20 protein-coding genes and 1 tRNA gene are annotated in these 15417 nt (G+C 65.8%); 14 read left to right on the forward strand and 7 right to left on the reverse strand.

Features of this window, described 5'->3' with window-relative positions; genetic code table 11:
• Window positions 1-107: 107 nt before the first annotated feature.
• From folE2 to LN047_RS07805, 8 genes are all read left to right on the forward strand, one after another.
• Entirely contained in the window at window positions 108-905 is a 798-nt protein-coding gene (gene folE2, locus LN047_RS07770; RefSeq protein WP_373981459.1) for a GTP cyclohydrolase FolE2, read from the forward strand.
• Window positions 906-911: 6 nt separating this feature from the next.
• On the forward strand, window positions 912-1835 hold the full coding sequence (locus LN047_RS07775; protein ID WP_175156235.1) for a DUF817 domain-containing protein: 924 nt from the start codon (window positions 912-914) through the stop codon (window positions 1833-1835).
• Window positions 1836-2021: 186 nt separating this feature from the next.
• A complete protein-coding gene (gene rpsF / locus LN047_RS07780; protein ID WP_056322467.1) occupies window positions 2022-2396 on the forward strand; it encodes a 30S ribosomal protein S6 in 375 nt (124 codons plus the stop codon).
• Between the two features lie 50 nt (window positions 2397-2446).
• Window positions 2447-2770: a primosomal replication protein N gene (gene priB, locus LN047_RS07785; protein WP_056322469.1), complete on the forward strand. Its 324-nt coding sequence runs from the start codon at window positions 2447-2449 to the stop codon at window positions 2768-2770.
• Between the two features lie 99 nt (window positions 2771-2869).
• Complete coding sequence (rpsR, locus tag LN047_RS07790; RefSeq protein ID WP_006218308.1) at window positions 2870-3142, forward strand: 30S ribosomal protein S18; 273 nt, start codon at window positions 2870-2872, stop codon at window positions 3140-3142.
• 14 nt (window positions 3143-3156) lie between these two features.
• Complete coding sequence (rplI, locus tag LN047_RS07795) at window positions 3157-3612, forward strand: 50S ribosomal protein L9 (RefSeq protein ID WP_056322471.1); 456 nt, start codon at window positions 3157-3159, stop codon at window positions 3610-3612.
• Between the two features lie 131 nt (window positions 3613-3743).
• A complete protein-coding gene (locus LN047_RS07800; RefSeq protein WP_373981460.1) occupies window positions 3744-4583 on the forward strand; it encodes an RIO1 family regulatory kinase/ATPase in 840 nt (279 codons plus the stop codon).
• Window positions 4580-5962, forward strand: coding sequence for a replicative DNA helicase (locus tag LN047_RS07805; RefSeq protein ID WP_056322477.1), 1383 nt, complete (start codon window positions 4580-4582; stop codon window positions 5960-5962). Before LN047_RS07800 ends, LN047_RS07805 begins: the two co-directional genes overlap by 4 nt.
• Before the next feature lie 66 nt (window positions 5963-6028).
• Here LN047_RS07805 and LN047_RS07810 read toward each other — a convergent pair whose 3' ends face one another.
• The 5 genes from LN047_RS07810 to LN047_RS07830 form a co-directional block, all read right to left on the reverse strand.
• Window positions 6029-7006, reverse strand: a complete 978-nt coding sequence (locus LN047_RS07810; protein WP_152383818.1) for a bile acid:sodium symporter family protein — start codon at window positions 7004-7006, stop codon at window positions 6029-6031.
• A gap of 138 nt (window positions 7007-7144) precedes the next feature.
• Window positions 7145-8125, reverse strand: a complete 981-nt coding sequence (gene pdxA, locus LN047_RS07815; RefSeq protein WP_373981461.1) for a 4-hydroxythreonine-4-phosphate dehydrogenase PdxA — start codon at window positions 8123-8125, stop codon at window positions 7145-7147.
• A gap of 65 nt (window positions 8126-8190) precedes the next feature.
• The gene (locus tag LN047_RS07820) at window positions 8191-8496 is read right to left on the reverse strand and encodes a hypothetical protein (protein WP_373981462.1); all 306 of its coding nucleotides are present in this window, start codon (window positions 8494-8496) and stop codon (window positions 8191-8193) included.
• 83 nt (window positions 8497-8579) lie between these two features.
• Window positions 8580-9038 (reverse strand): Lrp/AsnC family transcriptional regulator, encoded by a 459-nt coding sequence (locus tag LN047_RS07825; protein WP_056322485.1) that lies wholly within the window; start codon window positions 9036-9038, stop codon window positions 8580-8582.
• A gap of 78 nt (window positions 9039-9116) precedes the next feature.
• Window positions 9117-9722, reverse strand: a complete 606-nt coding sequence (locus LN047_RS07830) for a hypothetical protein (protein ID WP_056322487.1) — start codon at window positions 9720-9722, stop codon at window positions 9117-9119.
• Window positions 9723-9925: 203 nt separating this feature from the next.
• Between LN047_RS07830 and LN047_RS07835 the strand changes: the two genes are divergently transcribed.
• Together LN047_RS07835 and LN047_RS07840 are read left to right on the forward strand one after the other, a co-directional pair.
• Window positions 9926-10171 (forward strand): hypothetical protein, encoded by a 246-nt coding sequence (locus tag LN047_RS07835; protein ID WP_056322490.1) that lies wholly within the window; start codon window positions 9926-9928, stop codon window positions 10169-10171.
• 184 nt (window positions 10172-10355) lie between these two features.
• Entirely contained in the window at window positions 10356-10628 is a 273-nt protein-coding gene (locus LN047_RS07840) for a hypothetical protein (RefSeq protein WP_056322493.1), read from the forward strand.
• Between the two features lie 10 nt (window positions 10629-10638).
• Here the strand turns inward: LN047_RS07840 and LN047_RS07845 are convergent, their stop codons facing one another.
• Both LN047_RS07845 and LN047_RS07850 read right to left on the reverse strand, forming a co-directional pair.
• The gene (locus LN047_RS07845; protein ID WP_142049974.1) at window positions 10639-11202 is read right to left on the reverse strand and encodes a DedA family protein; all 564 of its coding nucleotides are present in this window, start codon (window positions 11200-11202) and stop codon (window positions 10639-10641) included.
• Window positions 11199-12638: a PLP-dependent aminotransferase family protein gene (locus LN047_RS07850; RefSeq protein WP_056322498.1), complete on the reverse strand. Its 1440-nt coding sequence runs from the start codon at window positions 12636-12638 to the stop codon at window positions 11199-11201. Before LN047_RS07850 ends, LN047_RS07845 begins: the two co-directional genes overlap by 4 nt.
• Window positions 12639-12807: 169 nt before the next feature.
• Between LN047_RS07850 and LN047_RS07855 the strand changes: the two genes are divergently transcribed.
• From LN047_RS07855 to LN047_RS07870, 4 genes are all read left to right on the forward strand, one after another.
• Window positions 12808-13188, forward strand: coding sequence for a hypothetical protein (locus LN047_RS07855; protein WP_373981463.1), 381 nt, complete (start codon window positions 12808-12810; stop codon window positions 13186-13188).
• Window positions 13189-13208: 20 nt separating this feature from the next.
• Window positions 13209-13285: transfer RNA gene (locus tag LN047_RS07860), tRNA-Met, on the forward strand.
• A 224-nt stretch (window positions 13286-13509) separates the two neighbouring features.
• Window positions 13510-13854, forward strand: coding sequence for a hypothetical protein (locus LN047_RS07865; protein WP_056322501.1), 345 nt, complete (start codon window positions 13510-13512; stop codon window positions 13852-13854).
• Window positions 13855-14150: 296 nt separating this feature from the next.
• On the forward strand, window positions 14151-15386 hold the full coding sequence (locus LN047_RS07870; protein ID WP_373981464.1) for a TIGR03862 family flavoprotein: 1236 nt from the start codon (window positions 14151-14153) through the stop codon (window positions 15384-15386).
• Window positions 15387-15417: the final 31 nt, after the last annotated feature.

Raw genomic sequence — 15417 nt, forward strand, 5'->3', positions numbered from 1 at the left:
ACAGGGTTACCGCTCCCGATCGCCTGCGGGTGGGCGACAATTAGCCCCTTTCAAGACAACTGGGCGGGTCGCTCCACGGCGCACCGGGCCCGGACAGGTAAGCCGAAATGAATTCTCCGATCGACCCCGCCATCGTGATGCCCGACGTCCAGAGCGCCACGGACACGCGGCATATCCCGATCCAGCGCGTCGGCATCCGCGGCGTGCGTCACCCCATGCTGGTCCAAAGCGGCGACGGCGCGGCGCAAGGCACGGTCGCCAACTGGACGCTGACCGTGGCCCTGCCGCCCGAAGAAAAGGGCACGCACATGTCCCGCTTCGTGGCCCTGCTCGAAAAATACCGCAGCACGCCCATGACGCCGGCGCTGTTTCGCACCATGGCGGCCGACATGCTGCCGCTCTTGCATGCCGAGCGCGGCGACATCACGGCTTCGTTCCCGTACTTCATCAACAAGTCCGCGCCGATCTCCGGCGTGCAGAGCCTGCTTGACTACGAGGTCCAGTGGATCGCGCGCGCACAGGCCGACCGGGTCGAGTTCGAGCTCGTGGTGCAGGTGCCCGTCACCAGCCTGTGCCCGTGTTCCAAGGCCATCTCCGAGTACGGCGCGCACAACCAGCGTTCGCACGTCACGGTCTCGGCCATCCTGAACGAAGACATCTCGATGGACGTCGTGATCCGCCTGATCGAAGACGAAGGCTCCTGCGAACTGTGGGGCCTGCTCAAGCGCCCCGACGAAAAGTTCGTCACCGAGCGCGCCTACGACAACCCCAAGTTTGTCGAAGACCTGGTGCGCGACGTGGCCGCCCGCCTGAACGCCCACCCCGGCATCGCGCGCTATCGCGTCGAGGCCGAGAACTTCGAGTCCATCCACAACCACTCGGCATACGCCGTCGTCGAAGGCTGAGCGCCGATGCGCCATCCGGCGGCCAGCGACTGGCCGCTCATTGCCGGCCTGCAGCAATGGGAAGCGCGGTTGGCCAGCAACCTGGCCAGCCGGGGCCGCCTTGGCGTGGCGCTGTACGAGTTTTTCCGCTTCGGCGTGAAGCAGGCGTGGGCTTGTCTTTTTGGCGGCCTGATGTGCGCGCTGCTGCTGGGCACGCACTGGTGGTATCCCAAGGATGCCGCCCTGGCGCGCTACGACTTCCTGACGCTTGCGGCGCTGGGCATCCAGGCCGCGTTGCTTGCGCTGCGCATGGAAACCTGGAGCGAGGCCCGCGTGATCCTGATGTTCCATGTGGTCGGCACCTGCATGGAAATCTTCAAGACCGCCGCCGGCTCGTGGATCTATCCCGAGGCGAGCGTGCTGCGCATTGGCGGCGTGCCGCTCTTTACGGGCTTCATGTACGCCGCGGTGGGCAGCTATCTTGCCCGTGTGTGGCGCCTCTTCGACTTTCGCTTTCGGGCGCATCCGCCGCTGGCCGCGACGGTGGCGCTGTCGGTGCTGATCTACCTGAATTTCTTCGCGCACCATTACGTCTGGGACTTCCGGTGGGCGCTGTTCGCGATGACGGCCATGCTGTTCGCGCGCACGTGGGTGTATTTCCGCATTTGGCAGGTCTACCGGCGCATGCCGCTCCTCTTGGGCTTCGTGCTGGTGGCGCTCTTCATCTGGTTCGCCGAGAACATCGGCACCTTCGCCAATGCGTGGCGCTATCCCAACCAGTCGCACGTGTGGCAGGTGGTGTCCATCGCCAAGCTGGGCTCGTGGTTCCTGCTGATGATCATCAGCTACGTCATGGTCAGCGCCGTGAACCGGCCGCGGCCCATTGGCCAGGCCGATCTGCCCGCCGCCGACGGGCAAGCGTCTGCCGGTAACGCGTCCCTTATTTCCTGAGCTTTCATCGGCTTGCACGGGATCGCTCAATCGGTGATAATCGAGAGCTTTCTTGCTCGACCGCCCATGGTTTTTGGGTAGCGGGCTGCCCCTTGCGGCGATCGTCGATGATCCTTGATCCACCCATGATGGAAAGCGCGGGTGCAAGACGAACTGCCAGCAAGACATCCTCAAGGAGTTTTACCCATGCGTCACTACGAAGTAGTGTTTATCGTTCACCCCGACCAAAGCGAGCAAGTGCCCGCCATGGTCGAGCGTTACCAAGCACTGGTCACGGGCCAAGGCGGCTCGATCCATCGCCTGGAAGACTGGGGCCGCCGTCAACTGGCCTACCCGATCCAGAAGCTCGTCAAGGCTCACTACGTCTGCCTGAACATCGAGTGCGGCCAAGCCACGCTGGATGAGCTGGAACACTCGTTCCGCTACAACGACGCCGTGCTGCGCCACCTGGTCATCAAGACCAAGAAGGCCCAGACCACCCCGTCGATCATGATGAAGTCGGTCGAGCGCGAAGAAGCCCGCAAGGCTTCGGCGGAAGCTGCCCCGGCTCAGGCCGAGTAAGCACGCTCACGCAGAGCTCATCGCATCAAGTCCCCTCGGTACCAGGCAGGATGAACAAGCTGGAACTCAGCGCACGCGTTCTCGAATGCGAGCCTTTGCGCCACACGCCCGCCGGTCTGCCAGCACTCGAAATGCTGCTGGCGCACGAGTCGGAGGTCATCGAAGCCGGCCACCCGCGCCGTGTCGAACTGACGATCGCCGCCGTGGCACTGGGAGATCTGGCGCTGCTGTTGAAGGACACCGCGTTAGGGTCCGAATTGCTGGTGCAGGGGTTTTTGGCTCCCACCCGCAAGGACTCGGTGAAGATCAAGCTGCATCTGCAGCAGGCACGCAAGATCAAGGCAAGCGCCGGACGCGATCCGCAGGTGGCTTGAAGCGAATGAGACCCAGGGTGCGAGAGCGCCTTCTGAATACGGATAGGTTATGGGGAAGTGGGCAATGACCCAGTCCCCTCAAACATAAAGGCACATATCATGGCTTTCTTCGGAAAACGCAAAGAAAAACGCAAATTCACGCAGCAGAACCCGCTCTTCAAGCGTCGTAAGTTCTGCCGCTTCACCGCAGCCGGCGTCGAAGAGATCGACTACAAGGATCTGGACACCCTGCGCGACTTCGTGCAAGAAAACGGCAAGATCATCCCGGCTCGCCTGACCGGCACCAAGGCAATCTACCAGCGCCAGCTGGACACCGCCATCAAGCGCGCGCGCTTCCTGGCTCTGTTGCCTTACACCGACAACCACAACTAATCCGGGGCACTGAAATGCAAGTTATTCTGCTCGAAAAAGTCGTCAACCTGGGTAACCTGGGTGAAGTCGTGCGCGTGCGTGATGGCTACGCCCGCAACTTCCTGATTCCCCAGAAGAAGGCCCGTCGCGCAACCGACGCCGCCCTGAAGGAATTCGAAGCCCGCCGCGCCGAACTGGAAAAGGCCCAGGCTGAAAAGCTGGCCGCTTCCCAAGCGCTGGGCGAGCGCATGAACGGCTACCAGCTCAAGATCGTTCAGAAGGCCGGCGTCGACGGCCGTCTGTTCGGTTCGGTCACCAACGCCGACATCGCCGAAGGTCTGAAGAAGGCTTCGTTCGAAGCCGTCGAAAAGGCTCAGGTCCGTCTGCCCAATGGCCAGCTCAAGGCCATCGGCGAGTACCCGGTCCAGGTCGCCCTGCACGCCGACGTCGTGGTCGACATCACGGTGCTGGTCGAAGGCGAACTGTCCTGATCCGGCAGTCGCGGTAAAAAGAAGCCGGCCCGCGCGCCGGCTTTTTTTCTTTTCGCGGCAATGGGCCCATTTTCTGCTGCAGGGTGCGTGGCCCCACACCCTCGCTGTACGCTGTCATTCCCGAGGACCTCTTGACTCATCCGCCTGTCCACCACAACGCCCCGCCCGGATTGCGAGCCTGGCTCGACAGCGTGGATGCGTCGCGTGAACCTTCGGTGCGCGATGTGACGATAGATGGCGTGCGCTGCATCATCAAGCGGCGCCGGCCCGGCATCCTGCAGGGCGTGAGCTATGTCCTGCGCTACGTGCGCGCCTTGTTCCTCGCCGTGGGCTGCAAAGTGTTCCTGGGCGAGTTTCCGCGCCCCAGCGTGCTGCTGCGCAATGGCCTGGCCCACGAAGGGCAGCGTCTGGCGCAGTTGCTGCAAGCCGGGGCCCGTGTCCCCGAAGTCTGGTGGCGCGAGCAGAACCTGCTCGTGCTGGAGTTCGTGGGCGAAGACCTGGCCGATCTCATCCGCAACGAAGACTCCACCTCGCGCCTGTGGCTCACGCGCGCCGCCGCGGCCGACCTGGCCGCTTTCCATGTGCGCGGCATGTGGCATGGCGGGGCGCAGATCCGCAACGTGACGTTGCGCGACGGCGAGATCTGGCGCATCGACTTCGAGGAAAACATCGGCGCGACGCTGTCCCGGCCGCTTGCGCAGGCGTATGACCTGTTCCAGATGCTGGCTTCGCTGGTCTCCTTGCGTAAACTCGAAGACGACGACGCCAGGTCGCTGGGCAAGCTGGCGCTGGACGTCTACCTGGAGAGCAATCCGGATCCCGACGTGCGCAGCCGCTTGAAGCGGTTGGCGCGCGTGCTGTGCGGCATCGCCATGCCCCTGCGCCCGGTCCTCGCCCGTTTTCCCTCGCGCGATATCCAAGGGTTTTTCCGCGTCGCCGATATCCTGCAGCCGTTACTATTGAAGCCATGAACACACCCGCCGATTCCCAGCTCGAGTACCTGCGCGTCCCCCCCCATTCCATCGAGGCCGAGCAGTCGGTCCTGGGCGGACTGCTGCTGGACAACGCCGCATGGGACCGCATCGCGGACGTGCTCCTCGAAGAAGACTTCTACCGGCACGACCACCGGCTGATCTGGCACCACATCGCTCGCCTGATCGGTCTGGCGCGTCCGGCCGACGTCATCACCGTGCACGAATCCCTCGTCAGCGCGGGCAAGGCCGAAGAGTCCGGCGGGCTGGCGTACCTGAACGCGCTGGCGCACAACACGCCGTCGGCCGCCAACATCCGCCGCTACGGCGAGATCGTGCGCGAGCGCGCCATGCTGCGCAAGCTGGTGTCCATCGCCGACGAAATCTCCTCGGCCGCCATGAACCCGCAGGGCAAGGAAGCGCGCCAACTGCTGGACGAGGCCGAGTCCAAGGTGTTCAAGATCGCCCAGGAAGGCGCGCGCGGCGCCGCGGGCTTCCAGGAGATCCAGCCGCTCTTGACCCAGGTGGTCGAGCGCATCGACGAGCTCTATCACCGCGAGAGCACGTCCGACGTGACGGGCGTGCCCACGGGCTTTACCGACCTGGACAAGATGACGTCCGGCATGCAGGGCGGCGACCTCATCATCGTGGCGGGACGCCCCTCGATGGGCAAGACCTCGTTCTCCATGAACATCGGCGAACACGTCGCCATCGAAGAGGGCCTGCCCGTGGCGGTGTTCTCCATGGAAATGGGCGCGGTTCAGCTCGCCATGCGTATGCTGGGTTCCGTGGGGCTGCTGGACCAGCACCGCATGCGTACCGGCAAGCTGATCGCCGAAGACTGGCCGCGCGTCACCCACGCCGTGCAGCTCATGCAGGACGCGCAGGTCTACATCGACGAATCGCCCGCGCTCAGCCCGATGGAAGTGCGCGCCCGCGCACGCCGTCTGGCGCGCCAGTGCGGACAGCTCGGCCTCATCATCATCGACTACCTGCAGCTCATGTCGGGCAACGGCTCCGGTGAGAACCGCGCCACCGAAGTGTCGGAAATCAGCCGCTCGCTCAAGGGTCTGGCCAAGGAACTGAACTGCCCGCTGATCGCGCTGTCGCAGCTGAACCGAAGCCTGGAGCAGCGTCCCAACAAGCGTCCCGTGATGAGCGACCTGCGTGAATCGGGCGCTATCGAACAGGACGCGGACGTGATCCTGTTCATCTATCGCGACGAAGTCTACAACCCGGATTCGCCGGACAAGGGCACGGCCGAGATCATCATCGGCAAGCAGCGTAACGGTCCTATTGGCACGGTGCGTCTGACGTTCCAGGGATCCAGCACGCGCTTCCTGAACTTCTCCGGCGCGCAGCCGCGGGACATGTACTGATCCTGGCAACCGCCGCCGCCCAATAAAAAACCGCGCTGTGCGCGGTTTTTTCATTCTGGACAGCGATCAGTGCTGCGCATCCGGCCGCTTGCCGTAGCGGGCCGCCAGCACGCCGCAGACCATCAGCTGGATCTGATGGAACAGCATCAGCGGCAGCACCACCGCACCCACGGCGTGGCCGGCGAACAGCACCTGAGCCATCGGAATGCCGCTGGCCAGGCTCTTTTTCGAGCCGCAAAAGAGCAGCGTGATGCGGTCTTCGATGCTGAATCCAAAAATCCGGCCGGCCAGGGCCGACAGGCCCAGCGCCAGCGCCAGGATCACGCCGCAGCAGACGACCAGGCCAACCAGCGCGGGGATGGGGGTGCTGCTCCACAGCCCTTCGTTGATGGCTTCGGAAAATGCCGTGTAGACCACCAGCAGGATCGAGCCCTGGTCGACGAACTTGAGCATGGCCTTGCGCTTGTGGACCCAGGCGCCGATCCAGCGCCGCGCGAACTGGCCCAGCACGAACGGCAGCAGCAGTTGCAGCATGATCTTGCCGACCGCATCGAACGAGATCGGCGCGCTGCCGGCGTTGGCCACGACCGTGCCAACCAGCAGGGGCGTGAGAAAGATGCCAAGCAGGCTCGACGCCGACGCGCTGCATACGGCGGCCGGGACGTTGCCGCGCGCCATGGACGTGAACGCGATGGCCGATTGCACGGTGGCCGGCAGGCAGCACAGGAACAGGATGCCCAGATACAGCTCGGGCGTGACCAGCGGCTCGAGCACCGGCTGCAGCGCCAACCCCAGCAGCGGGAACATCAGGAACGTCGCCGAGAAGATGGTCAGGTGCAGCTTCCAGTGCGTCAGGCCCGCGATGATGGCCTCGCGGGAAAGGCGCGCCCCGTGCAGGAAGAACAGCAGGCCCACGGCCACGTTGGTGATCCAGCCGAACACGACGACGCCTTGCCCGTGCGCGGGCAGGAAACTGGCGATGATGACGGTGCAGATCAGGTAGAGGGTGAAGCGGTCAGGCAGGAGTCGAACGAGGCGGGACATGGGAAGGGAGGGAAGAACGGAAAGCGGTGGCGCAGGGCGCCGGAAACGGGGCGTATTGTAGACCCGGCGCGCGGCCGGGCCGTGGCGCGGCCGCGCGAATCGTCCGCGCGCTGAGGCAACCGGCGGCTTTTTACGCGCTCAGGGCGTCATCGCCAGCGCGAGGTCAAAGGCCGCGACCAGGGATGCATGGTCGGCCAGACCCTTGCCCGCGATGTCGAACGCGGTGCCGTGGTCAACGCTGGTGCGCACGAAGGGCAGTCCGACGGTGACGTTCACGCCATGATCCAGGCCCAGGTACTTGACCGGGATGAGGCCCTGGTCATGGTATTGCGCCACGACGATGTCGAATTCGCCGCGGCGGGCGCGCATGAAAATGGTGTCGCCCGGCCAGGGGCCGCTCGCATCGATGCCTTCGGCGCGGGCGGCAGCGATGGCCGGCTCGATGATGTCCACGTCTTCACGGCCGAACTTGCCGCCTTCGCCCGCGTGCGGATTCAGTCCGGCGACGGCGACGCGCGGCTGCGCGATTCCCATCTGGCGGCAGGCGTGGTGCGCCAGGCGCATCGCAGTCAGTTCGGATTCCGGGGTGATGCGCGCCATGACATCGGCCAGCGCGACGTGGATCGTCACCAGCAGCACGCGCAGCTCATCATTGGCCAGCATCATCGCGAAATTCTGCGTGCCGGAGCGGTCGGCCAGGATTTCGGTGTGGCCCGGAAAATCGATGCCGGCCTCGTGCATGGACTTCTTGTTCAGCGGCGCGGTGACGATGGCGCGGATGCGTCCGGCGAGCGCATCGTCGATGGCGGCGCAGACGTAATCGTAAGCCCCGCGGCCGGCCAGCGCGCTGACCCGTCCCATCGGCAGGTCCGCCGGCAGGGCGGGGCTGCACGCCACCACCTGGATGCAGCCCGCATCGGGCCGAGCCTGGCCGATGCCGGCGATCTCGACGATGTCCAGGCGGGCGCCAAGCTGCGCAGCCGCCCGGCGCAGCGCACCCGCGTCGCCATACACCACACAGGGCGCGCCCAAGCCCTGCGCGCAGGTCTTGACGACGATTTCGGGACCGATGCCGGCGGCATCGCCCATGGTGATGCCCACGGGCAGAAGAGTATTCACGATGCAGGCAGAGAGAAGGGGAATGCGGAAATGCTACACCCGAAGCCGGACGGCGCCGTGGGCATCTACTGGGCGGCGGGCTTGGGCGGGTCGATCGGCGCGCATTCGAAGGTGACCGTGGCGCGCTTGGAGCCCAGCCCGGTGGCATGGTTGGACGTCACGCTGGGCTTGACCAGCTTGCGGCCAAGCGACTGGCAGTATTCGTCCGCGCGCTCCAATGTCTTGATCTTGATCTCGACCCAGCTCAGCAGTTGCGTGCCGGAGCTGTAGGTGACGCTGTATTGGTCTTTCTCGAGGGGCTTGACCTCGCTCATGCTGGAACACGCGGTCAACAGGACGAGGAGGGCGGCAGGGGCAAGGCGAGCAAGCATGAAAAATCCAGGATTCGCGACAGGCTCCCATTACACCACCATGTTGCGCCCGCCGGAAAGACAGGCTGGGCAAAGGCCGCCGGTCAGGGCGCGGCGACCGCGCTGCGCCGGTCGACCTTGCGGCTGAGCACGATCGAGGTCTGGGTCTGCTTGACGCCGTCGATGAGCCCGATGCGGTCCAGCAGCGCGTCCAGCTGCTCATGGGTCTCGCAGCGCAGGAAGATCAGGTAATCGTAGGGGCCGCTGACGGAAGACACCTCTTCGACCTCGGGCATTTTTTCCAGCTCGCGGATCACGGCCGCCGGCGTCTTGGGCAGCACGCTGATGAAGCAGTAGGCCCGCACCGCTGCCTCTTCCAGCAGCCGGCCCAGGCGCACGCCATAGCCCGCGACGATGCGCTCGCGCTCGAGCCGTGCGATGCGCGCCACCACGGTGGTTCGCGCCAGGCCGAGCTTGCGCGCGAGGATGGCGGCCGGTTCGCGCGCATTGGCCTGCAGCAGGCTCAGCAGTTGCCGGTCGATGGCGTCGAGTCGTTCGTTCATGCGGTGGGCGATGGCGTCGGGCGGATGGCGAAGTGGCGACGGTACAGGCGCCGGCCTGCCTGCGTCAATGCGGCGGGGTTAGCCGTCGGACTCGGGCGGAATGCCGCCGTGATAGATGCGGCCGTCGAACTCGAAGCGCGTGATCGTTTTCTGGGCTGCGTCGAAGATGCGGTCGCGGCTGGCGTCGTCCAGGCCGTCGTGGTCCGCGAAGCTGAAACGGCACAGGTCGATGTCGCTGTCATAGAACGCGCTGTGCACGAAACGGCTGACATCCGCCTCATGGGCGAAATGCGCGAATTCACGCAGTTGCTCCATTTCGTGGAACGAGCCGTTGCGGCTGACCAGCAGCATGCCGAACTTGCGCTCTTCGTCCGCCATGGGTTCGGGCGGCGGCGGCGCGTCGCCAGCGTGCGGATCCTGGCAGTCGAAGTGCGCGCCGGCCTCGCGCATGGCGGCCAGCACGCGCTGCCATTCGGACTCCTGCAGCGTCAGGCGCGCCATCATGTAGAACAGCCGCTGCCGGCCCAGCGTGCGCGGCTCGGCGCCGCCGACATAACTGGGCCAGGGCGTCGATGCGTCCAGCCCGGCCAGCTCGGCCATCTTGCCATCGCTGTAGCCCAGCCTGTCCTGCAGCCGTTGCAGCGACTGGGCGCTGGGCGGGACGTAATTCTGGATCGTTTTCATGAGCGCGCTCCGGTTGTGCCGGGCGTCTGAAGGCAGCGCCGGCGGCGTGCGCCGCGGTGCCCTTGCGGCTACGCTTCATGCTAGCGCCGACCCCCGTGCTTGCCTAGCCGCGGCAGGGGGTACGCCACGTGCGCCCCCGGTCCGACGCGCGCGGGCGCCATGCTAGGATTTGCGCCAAATTTCATTGCCAGGAGGCTTACACCATGGATATCCAGGAACAGATCGCCGTCGTCGTGCACACCATCTCGCATCAGGGCGGCCGCATCGATGCGCTCAATGCCACGCTGCTGTCGGTGCTGCAATTGGTGAAGAGCTCGCCGGGGCTGCGCGAGGCCATCGAGGCGCAGCTCGAACAGAACTATTCCAGCCTGCTTGCGCGCTCGGAGAACCCGCAATACGTCGCGGGTTTCGAAAGCGTGCGCGACATGGTCGTGACTGCCTTGAAGTGATGTGCGCGGCGGCAGTTACCCACAACTTCTGTGGACAAGCCTTGGGATAGTGCGGGCATAGATGCCCAAATTCCTTTAATTACAACGGCTTGCGCGGAGCGGTCAAAAGCGGCTCCCTGGCGCATGCGCGGTGCGCAGCCGGACTGCCGCCACGACGGGCCAAGCCCGGGTAATATGCGGCCCCATGCGGAATCAGTATTCATTGGAAGGCCGGAGCCACGCCCTCGCGGCGCGCGTTTCGGAAGCGGCAAAGCTGGCGGCGTTCGACCCCGGCAAGCTTTCCCCCGAGGCGAGGGAAAGCTGGGAGCGCATGGGCCACGGCTTCAAGGCGTGGCACGACTTCGACCAGCGCCACCCGATCCTGCGCCGCCTTGCGCGGCTGCCGATCATCGGCGCCCTGTACCGCAAGGCGCGCCGCCGCCATGTGCAGCGGGCCAGCGGCAAGCTGGTCTTCTGAGCGCCGGCCGCTATCCGCGGCGGCGCGCATGAAGCCGGTAGGCCAGCCACACCAGCACGCCTAGCGCCGCCGCGACGGCCAGCTTGGTTTCCACGCCGTGCAGGCGGCCCAGCAGCGCCTCGATCGTCCGTCCGAACACGAAGCCCAGCAAACTGAAGCAGACCGCCCAGATCATGGCCGCGATGGCGTTCAACACCAGGTAGCGCAGGGCCGGCACCTTGGATATGCCGAGCGCCACGGGGCCGACCGTGCGCAAGCCATACAGAAAGCGCAGCGCCAGGATGAAACCGTTGGGATACCGGTCGATGGCCGACAGCGCCCTGTGAAACGCCGGCTTGGCGCGGATGCGCTGCACGTAGCGGTGGTCCCGGTAGCGGCGTCCCACGTAGAACAGCACCTGATCCGCCATGAACGAGCCAGCGAACGCGCAGAGCGTGACGTAGGGCAGGTGGAACAGTCCCTGGTGCGCCAGGAAACCCGCAAACACCACCACGCTTTCGCCTTCCAGGAAGGTTCCGCCCAGCACGGCCCACAGGCCGTAGTCCGCGATGAATTGATGCAGTGCCGCGTTCATCCTGTCCTTTCTTCAACGATGCGCGCGAGCGCCACCAGTGCATGTGAGACTTCCGGGGTGATGCGTTGCCCGCAACTGATACGCAGGAAGTGGTCGTAGCGGGCGCCATTCGAAAACATGGCGCCGGGCGCCACGCGTATGCCTTGCCGCAATCCGGTCTCGAAGACGTCCATGCCGGACACGCCCGCGGGCATTTCCACCCAGAGCAGCATGCCGCCTTGCGGCACGCTCAGCCGCGTGCCGCGCGGGAAGTGCGCGGCGATGGCCTCGGCGGTCAGGTCGCGCTGTGTCTTTAACTCGCGGCGCAGCCGGGTCAGGTGGCGGTCGTAGGCGCGCGAGCCCATGAACTCCGCCACTGCGATCTGGGCCAGCGGTTCGTTGGGGCGGCTTTGCGCGAACTTGAGCATGGCGATCCGGGCCTTCCAGCGGCCGCCCAACAGCCAGCCCAGCCGCATGCCCGGCGCCAGCGTCTTGTGCATCGAAGAGCAATAGATGACGTTGCCGGTGGCATCCCAGGATTTGGCGGCCGCCAGCGGCGTGTCGTCGTCGGTCAGGGCGCCGTAGGTGTCGTCCTCGATGAGCGGCACCTGTTGGCGCTCGCACAGGGCCACCAGCCGCGCCTTGTGCGCGTCGGGCATCACGCAGCCCAACGGATTCTGGAAGTTCGGCACCACGACCACGGCGCGGATGTTGCCGTGGGTCTGGAAGGCCAGGTCCAAGGCTTCGATCGACAACCCGTGCTGCGGGCTGGTGGGGATCTCGAGCGCGCGCATTCCCAGGCTTTCCAGGATCTGCAACAAGCCAAAGTAGGCGGGCGACTCCACCGCGATGGTGTCCCCGGGCCGGGCGACCGCGCGCAGCGCCAGATTCAGGGCTTCGATGCAGCCATGCGTGACGATGACGTCGTCCGGCGTCGCGTTGATGCCATTGGCCAGCGCCCGGCGGGCCAGCACCCCGCGCAGGTCGGGATGCCCTTGGGGCGGCACCGGGCTGACCAGCACCTCGGGCGATTGCCGCAGCGCCCGCGTCATTGCCTGCTTGAGCGCCTCCATGGGATACGCCTGCGGCACGGCCGCAGCCAGGGCGAAGTTGGCGCTGACAGGATGGGCCTCGCACTTGGCGATGAAGTCCGAGACGCGATCGTGGATGCCGACATACTGCGCCGCGCCGAGCGTCTGGCGGATGTCCGGCTCGGACACGGGTGGAATGCTGTTGCGCCGGGGTTTGAGGACAAAGTAGCCGGAGCGGGGGCGGGCCTCGATCAGGCCGTCGTCCTCAAGCTGGCGGCAGGCCTGCAGGGCCGTGGACAGGCTGACATGATGCGTGCGCACCAGCGTGCGGACGGATGGCATGCGCTGCGCGGGGGCAAGCACGCCGGTCTGGATGGCGCGCCGGTAGTGGTTGGCCAGGCGAAGGTACAGCGGTTGGGGTTCCATGCGCCGATCTTGCTCCCCTGCGTTGGGCCGTGGGTAGGCACAGATGAGGGCAAAGTACACCATAACAGCGACAAAATCGAGCCTCTGCATCGGTACAGAAAGCCGATTTGTGTGGCTGTTGCGCAAAGCAGGGCGCGCGTAGCCTGTCATGGTGCTTCTGGAGACCATCATGACCGCGCAATCCACCCCCGACTTGCCAGGCCAGCGCCTGGATCTTCCCGCCGGCGCCAGCCGGATGTTCGTGCTGCGCGCAGGCGCCGCCGTCGTCTGCACCGAAGGCAGCGTGCGCGTCGAGGAGGGCGCAAACGGCCTGGAAGCCGCGAACGGTCTGCATCGCGTCGTTCCGGTTCGCCTGAACGCAGGGGAGGTTCACGGCGTGACCTACGGGGGCGCGGTGCGCGTGAGCGCGCTGGGCGGCGCACAGGTGATATGCCTGGATGCCGAAGGCCGTTTGCCTTCGGTCATGCGCCGGGCAGCCGGCTTTTTTCGTCGTTTCGTGTCGAAAAACGGAAACATTCGCCTGGGTGTGCTGCACAAGATTTCAAAATGATGTATGATTCACACATCAGACGCGGGGTGGAGCAGTCTGGCAGCTCGTCGGGCTCATAACCCGAAGGTCGTAGGTTCAAATCCTGCCCCCGCAACCAGTTTCAAGCAGTACCCGGTCTTGCAAGCGGCGCGTTTCACATGCCCCGGCAAGTCCACAGCAAAAAAGCCGCGACGCCGTCGCGGCTTTTTTTCGTCTGCCGATTGCGCTGGGTCATGCCGCGCGTGCGTTCGGAGTTTCCCCGATAGCCGCGCCCGGACACGGCCGCGCACCCTGCGCTACCATGGGTCACGCGCGCTACATTGCCGCACAAAAGGAGTGTCCATGGGAACCGCAAAATACGATCATCCCGGCTACGTTGCTGATACGGGCGCTGAGGGCAAGTACCACGTGGGCATCTGGTGCCCGCACGGGTATCCCGCCCACATCCATATCGGCCGTCCGGCCGACCGCGGCGATCCCCATGCCTTGCTGAGACTGCGCATTCCCGACGGCGTCTTCCAGTCGCTGCCGGACGACCCCGAAACCCTGTGCCGCCGCGCGTTGGGGCAGGCGCTGGATGCCGGGCTGCTGCGCACGGTCGCCGTCGATGGCGAGTACCAGGAACTGCGTTTCCAGCTGGATGCCGAGCCCTGGTCCGGCCCGATGCAGGCGGCCGAGCGCGCCTGATTCCTGTCTGAATTGCCGCGGCAGTTACCCACAGGGATTGTGGAAAACCCTTGGGATAGCTGCTGCGTATATGCAATTTCTCTAGCAAAAACATGGGCTTGGCGGCGGCGGTCAAGAAGTGGCCGCCGTTGCGCTTTCCGGGCAGTCAAAGCGGGCGATCCCGCTGTCAGCCGGCGCAGCCATGAGACAATCTGCGTCCCCACGGCCCGACGTCCAAACGTCATCTTCGTCCCGGTTTTCTCCCGAATGCGTTCCGCTTTTCCCCTTCCGCGTCCTGTCACCAAGGCGACGGCGCCATGAGCCTGTCCGCCAAACGCGTTGCCATCATCGGAGGCGGCCCGGCCGGCCTGATGGCCGCCGAAAAGCTGAGCGAAGCGGGCGCGCAGGTCGACGTGTTCGACGCCATGCCCTCGGTGGGGCGCAAATTCCTGATGGCGGGACGGGGCGGCCTGAACTTGACGCACAGCGAGCCCGCCGAGCCCTTTCTTGCCCGCTACGGCGATCGCGCCCCTGTCGTGCAGCCGTGGCTGCAGAAGATGGGCGCCGTCGCGCTGCGTGAGTGGGCTCACGCGTTGGGCATCCAGACCTTCGTGGGTTCATCGGGCCGGGTGTTTCCCCAGGAGATGAAGGCCGCGCCGCTTTTGCGCGCCTGGCTCGCCCGGCTGCGCGGACAGGGCGTGCGCTTTCACATGCGGCACCGCTGGCTCGGCTGGCGCGGCGGCAAGCCCGGTGTGGACGCGTTGCGCTTCGAGACGCCCGCTGGCCAGACGCAGCATGCGGCGGATGCCGTCGTGCTGGCGCTGGGCGGCGGCAGCTGGGCCAAGCTGGGATCCGATGGCGCCTGGGTGCCGGATCTCCAGTCGCACGGTGTGCCGGTTGCGGCATTACGGCCCGCCAATTGCGGGTTCGACGTCGCATGGTCCGATCACTTCCGCAGCCGCTTTGCCGGTCAGCCCGTCAAGTCGGTGTCCATGGCCTGCGGCGGACTTCGCCGCCAGGGCGAGTTCGTCATATCGGAAACCGGGATCGAAGGCAGCCTCGTCTATGCCTTGTCGGCCCCCCTGCGGGACCGGATCGACACCGGCGGCAGCGCCGTGGCCTTGCTGGACCTTGCGCCGGACTGGCCTCACGAGAAGGTGATGGCCGCAGTGACGCATCCGCGCGGCGCGCGCTCGATGTCGAGCCACTTGCAAAGCCGCCTGGGGCTGACGGGCGTGAAGGCGGGCTTGCTCAGAGAGTGCGCCAGTGCCGACGACTTCAAGGATCCGGAGCGGCTGGGCCGGCGAATCAAGGCCTTGCCCTTGACGCTCCTGCGGCCTCGTCCGATCGACGAAGCGATCAGCACCGCGGGCGGGGTGGCATTCGACGGGTTGACCGCCGGGCTGATGCTGAAAGCGGTGCCCGGCGTTTTCTGCGTGGGGGAAATGCTGGATTGGGAAGCGCCGACAGGCGGCTACCTGTTGACGGCCTGCATGGCCAGCGGCGTGGCCGGCGCGGCGGGCGTCATCGAATTCCTGAATCCGCAATCCTGAACCGGCAGTCCTCTGCGGGCTGCCTGGCAAG

The sequence above is a fragment of the Achromobacter sp. JD417 genome (assembly GCF_041879325.1).
Lineage (GTDB): Bacteria > Pseudomonadota > Gammaproteobacteria > Burkholderiales > Burkholderiaceae_B > Achromobacter > Achromobacter mucicolens.

Excerpts from the sequence above, each read along its gene's own strand:
- folE2 (WP_373981459.1), top strand. The coding sequence starts at position 108 with ATGAATTCTCCGATCGACCCCGCCATCGTGATGCCCGACGTCCAGAGC.
- LN047_RS07775 (WP_175156235.1), top strand. The coding sequence starts at position 912 with ATGCGCCATCCGGCGGCCAGCGACTGGCCGCTCATTGCCGGCCTGCAG.
- rpsF (WP_056322467.1), top strand. The coding sequence starts at position 2,022 with ATGCGTCACTACGAAGTAGTGTTTATCGTTCACCCCGACCAAAGCGAG.
- priB (WP_056322469.1), top strand. The coding sequence starts at position 2,447 with ATGAACAAGCTGGAACTCAGCGCACGCGTTCTCGAATGCGAGCCTTTG.
- rpsR (WP_006218308.1), top strand. The coding sequence starts at position 2,870 with ATGGCTTTCTTCGGAAAACGCAAAGAAAAACGCAAATTCACGCAGCAG.
- rplI (WP_056322471.1), top strand. The coding sequence starts at position 3,157 with ATGCAAGTTATTCTGCTCGAAAAAGTCGTCAACCTGGGTAACCTGGGT.
- LN047_RS07805 (WP_056322477.1), top strand. The coding sequence starts at position 4,580 with ATGAACACACCCGCCGATTCCCAGCTCGAGTACCTGCGCGTCCCCCCC.
- LN047_RS07810 (WP_152383818.1), bottom strand. The coding sequence starts at position 7,006 with ATGTCCCGCCTCGTTCGACTCCTGCCTGACCGCTTCACCCTCTACCTG.
- LN047_RS07820 (WP_373981462.1), bottom strand. The coding sequence starts at position 8,496 with ATGCTTGCTCGCCTTGCCCCTGCCGCCCTCCTCGTCCTGTTGACCGCG.
- LN047_RS07825 (WP_056322485.1), bottom strand. The coding sequence starts at position 9,038 with ATGAACGAACGACTCGACGCCATCGACCGGCAACTGCTGAGCCTGCTG.
- LN047_RS07830 (WP_056322487.1), bottom strand. The coding sequence starts at position 9,722 with ATGAAAACGATCCAGAATTACGTCCCGCCCAGCGCCCAGTCGCTGCAA.
- LN047_RS07835 (WP_056322490.1), top strand. The coding sequence starts at position 9,926 with ATGGATATCCAGGAACAGATCGCCGTCGTCGTGCACACCATCTCGCAT.
- LN047_RS07840 (WP_056322493.1), top strand. The coding sequence starts at position 10,356 with ATGCGGAATCAGTATTCATTGGAAGGCCGGAGCCACGCCCTCGCGGCG.
- LN047_RS07845 (WP_142049974.1), bottom strand. The coding sequence starts at position 11,202 with ATGAACGCGGCACTGCATCAATTCATCGCGGACTACGGCCTGTGGGCC.
- LN047_RS07850 (WP_056322498.1), bottom strand. The coding sequence starts at position 12,638 with ATGGAACCCCAACCGCTGTACCTTCGCCTGGCCAACCACTACCGGCGC.
- LN047_RS07855 (WP_373981463.1), top strand. The coding sequence starts at position 12,808 with ATGACCGCGCAATCCACCCCCGACTTGCCAGGCCAGCGCCTGGATCTT.
- LN047_RS07865 (WP_056322501.1), top strand. The coding sequence starts at position 13,510 with ATGGGAACCGCAAAATACGATCATCCCGGCTACGTTGCTGATACGGGC.
- LN047_RS07870 (WP_373981464.1), top strand. The coding sequence starts at position 14,151 with ATGAGCCTGTCCGCCAAACGCGTTGCCATCATCGGAGGCGGCCCGGCC.